Raw genomic sequence first — 4,658 nt, 5'->3', positions numbered from 1 at the left:
TGGGTGGTCGAACGGAGTCTCGGGTGGATCATGCTGCGGCGGCGCCTCGTCCGCGACTACGAGACCCTCCCGGCCAGCTCCGAGGCCATGATCCACGGTGCCTCGATCGACAACCTCACCAAGCGAATAACGGACGAAAGCACACCAACCTGGCGAGGAACCTACTAGGGCATAAAGGGCAATTCGCCCACACTAAACGCCCTCTGAGACCCGGCCCCGGTGTGGTGGTACTGGGTTCACCATGGATGCGGATACAAGATCCATGGCAGGCCCGTGTTGAGGTGCTCTAACGTCGAGCCATGACGATTCCACCCCGGTTGGGGCGCCTGGCACGGCGGGCGCGGCGAGACACCGGCTTCCTGGCCACGGGTGTCCCGGTGCACCTGGCGCTGGTGCCCGTGTGGTCCTGGGACGCGACGACCACTGCCAGGACGGGGAACTGGGCGCTCGCGCTCCCGGTGTCTGTCGCCCTGGTCCTGAGCGGCGTCCCGGTGCTGACGGCGGTTCAGCGGTACCGGCACCGCGCGCTGCTCGGGGTGGACATCCGTCGCTCGGCGCCCGTGCCGCAGCGGTGGTCGCCGACCACGGCCCTGCGGTGGCTCTCCTCGCCGCGCGCCTGGCGCCAGGTCGGGTACCACCTGCTGCTGGGCCCGCTGGTGGCCTTGTCGGAGCTATTGGTGCTGGTGACGGCGGTGGTGGGTCTGGCGGGCGCCACCGGGTACGGCTGGGCGTGGGCGCTGCCGGTCGGGGTGCGGCGCGACTGGTTCGGCTGGGCGACGCTGATGCCGTGCTACACCGTGCTCGGCCTCTTTCTGCTGTCCCTCCTGCCCTGGCTCGCCGGGGTGGTGGCCCGGGCGGAGTCGCGCTCCGCCGCGGCGCTGCTCGGACCCAGCCGGGCCGATCGGCTCCAGGAGCGGGTCGCGTACCTGGCGGGCAGCCGCACCGACCTGATCGAGGCGGTCGATGCCGAGCGCCGCCGGATCGAGCGCGACCTGCACGACGGCACCCAGCAGCGGCTGGTCTCGCTGGCGGTCAACCTGGGACTGGCCATGGCCACCCGCCCCGACCTGCCGGGCGAGGCCCGTGAGGTGCTGGCAGAAGCGCACCTGGAGGCGAAGGCGGCGATCGCCGAACTCGGCGATCTGGTACGTGGGTTGCATCCGGCGGTGCTCGAAGACCGGGGCCTGGACGCGGCGTTGTCCGGACTGGCCGCCCGAGTTCCGCTGCCGGTGCGCCTGCGGGTCGAGCTGCCGGAACGGGCGGCGCCCGCCGTGGAGTCGGTTGCGTACTTCGTGATCTCCGAGGCGCTGGCGAACGTGACCAAGCACGCCGGCGCCTCGCGGGTCGAGGTGACGGTCCGACGGGTCGGGACGGTCCTGCGGGTGAACGTCACCGACGACGGGCTGGGCGGCGCCGACCCCTCCGGTGGTACGGGGTTGAGCGGGCTGGCCAAGCGGGTGGGCTCCGTCGACGGCATCTTCCGGCTCAGCAGCCCCGTCGGGGGACCGACGACCGTGACGGTGGAGCTGCCGTGCGCGCGGTGATCGCCGAGGACTCGGTGCTGTTGCGGGTCGGCCTGGTCAAGGTGCTGGAGATGGGCGGCTTCCAGGTCGTCGCGGAAGTCGGCGATGCGGAAGCGCTGTTGGCCGCCGTCGAGGAGCACCAGCCCGAACTCGCTCTGGTGGACGTCCGGATGCCGCCCACCTTCACCGACGAGGGCGTGCGGGCGGCCGCGGTGATCCGCCGCGGCTGGCCGCGCACGGCGGTGGTCCTGCTCTCGCAGTACGTGGAGGAGCGGTACGCCGCTGACCTGTTGGCGACCAACACGAGCGGAGTGGGCTACCTGCTCAAGCAACGCGTGGCCGATGTCCAGGACTTCGCAGCAGCGGTACGGCGGGTGGCCGAGGGGGGAACGGCGCTGGACCCCCAGGTCGTCGCCCAACTTCTGCTCCGCCGCGGCGACCCCCTGGCCGCCCTGACCCCGCGCGAGCGGGAGGTGCTGGCCCTGATGGCGGAGGGCCGGTCCAACGCCGGCATCGCCGAGGCGCTGACGGTCAGTGAGAGCGCGGTGGCCAAGCACATCAACAACATCTTCGCCAAACTCGACCTGCCGGTGGTCGATGCGGACCACCGCCGGGTGCTCGCCGTGCTGCGCTTCCTGGGCGCGTCCAGGGGCTGAATCCCGGGGGGCACGCCTGCCGTCATCACGGCGACGGGCTCGGCGCCGGCCCACGCTGCGCCGCGTCCGGGGGCACGGGGACGCTGACCGCGGTGGCGTTGGCGTCCCGGCTGCCGTTGGAGGCGTTGCGGCAGTTGTCCACTCCGATGCGGACTTCGACGTCGGGCCCGCTCGGGTAGGCGAACCGCACGTCCGTGACCGTGTGCGCGTTGCTGACACACCGCATCGCGCCCTTCGGCGCGGCGTCGAGCGAGGCGACCAGGGCACTCACCTGCGCGCTCGACAGGCGGCCAGAGCGGGTGAGTACCAGGGCGTCCGCTCTCCCCGGGGCCGGGGACGACGGCCGCTCGTAGAGGCAGACCCAGGCCGAGACCGATGAGGCCGGAACCATCGCGTCGGCGGCTCCTGGGCGCTGCGAAGCGTTCAACGGCCCAAGTTGTGCCGGGCACGGGCGATCGGCGCCGGCCGCCTCCACCTGCGCCGTGTCTCTAGGCCGACCTGCTGACATCGTGACAGCCGTCACCGCGACCGACCGCGACCTCGGCTCCGGCCTCGCCGCCGGCGGCGAGGCCGTGCTCGCCGTCGCGCTCGCATTGACCGTCCTCGCCGTCCGCCCCCGCCTGCGCGAGTACCGCTGACCGCGGGGCCGCCCGCCACCGCGACGCGTCGGAGAACGGCGACGCGTCGGAGATTTCCGACGCATCGTGGCGGCCGTGCCGACTGACGCTCGACTCCCCGCTGGGCCGGACCGCCTTCCAGGACACGGGCGCCGGCTGGCCGAAGGTCCTGGACCGGCTCTGTGCCGTCCTGGACGAGCCGTCTCCCTGAGCACCCGGGCCCGCGCCCGCCCCGGGCCCGCGCCCGCCCCGGGCCCGCGCCCGCCGCCGTGGCGCGGGTCCGGGCTGTCAGGGCGCGAAGCTCATGATCATCAGCTTCTGGGGATCGGGGAACGGCACGAAGTCGACCTTGGCGTAGACCCCGTGGGCGTCGAGGGTCGAGAGCATGACCCGCTTGAGCGTGTAGGGGGCGAGGTGGTCGCGGACGGCTGCCGCCAGCCAGGTGCCCAGGCCCAGGCCGCGGTGGTCGCGGTCGATGTAGACGTCGCACAGCCAGGCGAAGGTGGCCAGGTCGGTGACCACCCGGGCGTAGCCGGTCTGCGACCCGTCCGCCGCGTACACACCGAAGTTGACCGACGCCCGGATGGCCTGCTCCACCGTTTCGCGGGAGCGGCCGAGCGCCCAGAACGCGTCGGTGGACAGCCAGTGGTGGATCAGGACCGTGTCGAGGCGGTCGGGATCGGTGTCGATCCGGTATCCGTCGTCCCTGCAAGTGATCACGCCTTCGGACGGCAGCACCAGAGGCCCGCCCCGCACTCGGAAAATCGGCACACCGGGTCCGGCAACGGCGGTGCGGTGGTGCCGGGCGCGGGCAACGCCCCGCCGGTCGTCGGCGGCCCGTCACCGGGCGAGGCCCACGGGCGAGGTCCGGTGCTCGCGCAGCGGGCCCAGCCTCAGGCCGCGGGCCCGGCAGGTGTCGATCAGGCGGGGGAGGGCGCCGAAGGCGGAACGCCAGGAGCCCGGGGCGGCGGTGCAGTCGGTGTCGTGGAGCAGGACGGTGCCGCCGCCCGCGAGCCTGCGGGTGACCGTGCGGTGGACCGAGTCGGGGGTGGCGGCGGCGGTCCAGTCGCGGCCCCAGGTGCTCCACAGGACGGGGGTCAGCTCCAACTCCCGGGCAGCGGCGAGGGTGCCGGCCGTGAGGACTCCGTACGGCGGTCGGTACCAGGTCGGTTGGGTACCAGTCAGATCGGAGATGGTGTCGAGGGCCCGGGCGATGTCGTCGCGGACCGCGCCCGGAGTGCGCAGGAGCAGGCAGCGGTGCTCGTAGCCGTGGACGGCGATCTCGTGGCCGGCGGCGACCAGTTCACGTCCCAGGCCGGGGTCGCGGACCAGCATCCGGCCGAGCAGGAAGAAGGTGGCCCGGACGCCCGCCCGGTCCAACTCCCGCAGGAAGAACGGGGTGGAGGCCGGATCGGGGCCGTCGTCGAAGGTCAGGGCGATGTGGTCGGGGTCGCCGTACCCGCACAACTCGGGGGTGAGCCACGGCCGCACGGCGTTGAGGGCGCTGAGCGCGGGTGCGGCGTGGGCGACCGCGAGTGAGCCCGCCGCCAGTGCGCCGGAGATGGTCAGGGCCCTGGTCACGGGACTGATCAGGCTGCTCACGAGGCCAGCTCCCGGGTGTTGCCGCGGCGGAGTGCCGGCGGGATGGCGGTACGGGTGCCGGGTGCGGCGGCGGTCGCGCCCGCCAGGGCGGCTATCACGTGGTCCGCGGGGACGGCGGCCTCCGCCGGGCGGGCCGGGGTGGCGCGGAGTGCCTCGCGCAGCTGCGGGGCGAGTTGTCCGGGCGTGCGGATCCACGGGGCGAGCCCGGCGTCGTCGAGGGCCGCGGCGTTGGTGACGCCGTGGCCGGGCAGGCAGCGGTA

General features: G+C 73.5%; 6 protein-coding genes and 2 pseudogenes. 4 read left to right on the top strand and 4 right to left on the bottom strand.

Going from position 1 to position 4,658, the window contains the following annotated elements:
* From ABD369_RS40045 to ABD369_RS40035, 3 genes and pseudogenes are all read left to right on the top strand, one after another.
* Window positions 1–168 (top strand): annotated as a pseudogene (locus ABD369_RS40045) (IS5/IS1182 family transposase); the annotation flags it as partial.
* Between the two features lie 131 nt (window positions 169–299).
* A complete protein-coding gene (locus tag ABD369_RS40040; RefSeq protein WP_344641570.1) occupies window positions 300–1,544 on the top strand; it encodes a sensor histidine kinase in 1,245 nt (414 codons plus the stop codon).
* Entirely contained in the window at window positions 1,532–2,179 is a 648-nt protein-coding gene (locus ABD369_RS40035) for a LuxR C-terminal-related transcriptional regulator (RefSeq protein ID WP_344641569.1), read from the top strand. Before ABD369_RS40040 ends, ABD369_RS40035 begins: the two co-directional genes overlap by 13 nt.
* 25 nt (window positions 2,180–2,204) lie before the next feature.
* Here ABD369_RS40035 and ABD369_RS40030 read toward each other — a convergent pair whose 3' ends face one another.
* A complete protein-coding gene (locus ABD369_RS40030; protein WP_344641568.1) occupies window positions 2,205–2,606 on the bottom strand; it encodes a hypothetical protein in 402 nt (133 codons plus the stop codon).
* 82 nt (window positions 2,607–2,688) lie between these two features.
* Here ABD369_RS40030 and ABD369_RS40025 point away from each other — a divergent pair, with 82 nt between their 5' ends.
* Window positions 2,689–2,817 carry a hypothetical protein gene (locus ABD369_RS40025; RefSeq protein WP_344641567.1) on the top strand — a complete coding sequence of 43 codons (129 nt, stop codon included), beginning with the start codon at window positions 2,689–2,691 and terminating at the stop codon, window positions 2,815–2,817.
* A 267-nt stretch (window positions 2,818–3,084) separates the two neighbouring features.
* Here ABD369_RS40025 and ABD369_RS40020 read toward each other — a convergent pair whose 3' ends face one another.
* The 3 genes and pseudogenes from ABD369_RS40020 to ABD369_RS40010 all read right to left on the bottom strand — a co-directional run.
* Window positions 3,085–3,516, bottom strand: coding sequence for a GNAT family N-acetyltransferase (locus tag ABD369_RS40020; protein WP_344641566.1), 432 nt, complete (start codon window positions 3,514–3,516; stop codon window positions 3,085–3,087).
* Window positions 3,517–3,636: 120 nt separating this feature from the next.
* Window positions 3,637–4,398 carry a polysaccharide deacetylase family protein gene (locus ABD369_RS40015; RefSeq protein WP_344641565.1) on the bottom strand — a complete coding sequence of 254 codons (762 nt, stop codon included), beginning with the start codon at window positions 4,396–4,398 and terminating at the stop codon, window positions 3,637–3,639.
* A pseudogene (locus tag ABD369_RS40010) lies at window positions 4,395–4,658 on the bottom strand (UDP-N-acetylglucosamine--N-acetylglucosamine transferase); the annotation flags it as partial. The pseudogene ABD369_RS40010 and the gene ABD369_RS40015, both read right to left, overlap by 4 nt.

Origin of the sequence: Kitasatospora cystarginea, from assembly GCF_039533515.1 — a bacterium.
In the GTDB taxonomy this organism is placed as follows: domain Bacteria; phylum Actinomycetota; class Actinomycetes; order Streptomycetales; family Streptomycetaceae; genus Kitasatospora; species Kitasatospora cystarginea.
The sequence above is the reverse complement of the archived record's forward strand: the minus strand, read 5'-3'. Positions and strand labels throughout refer to the sequence as shown.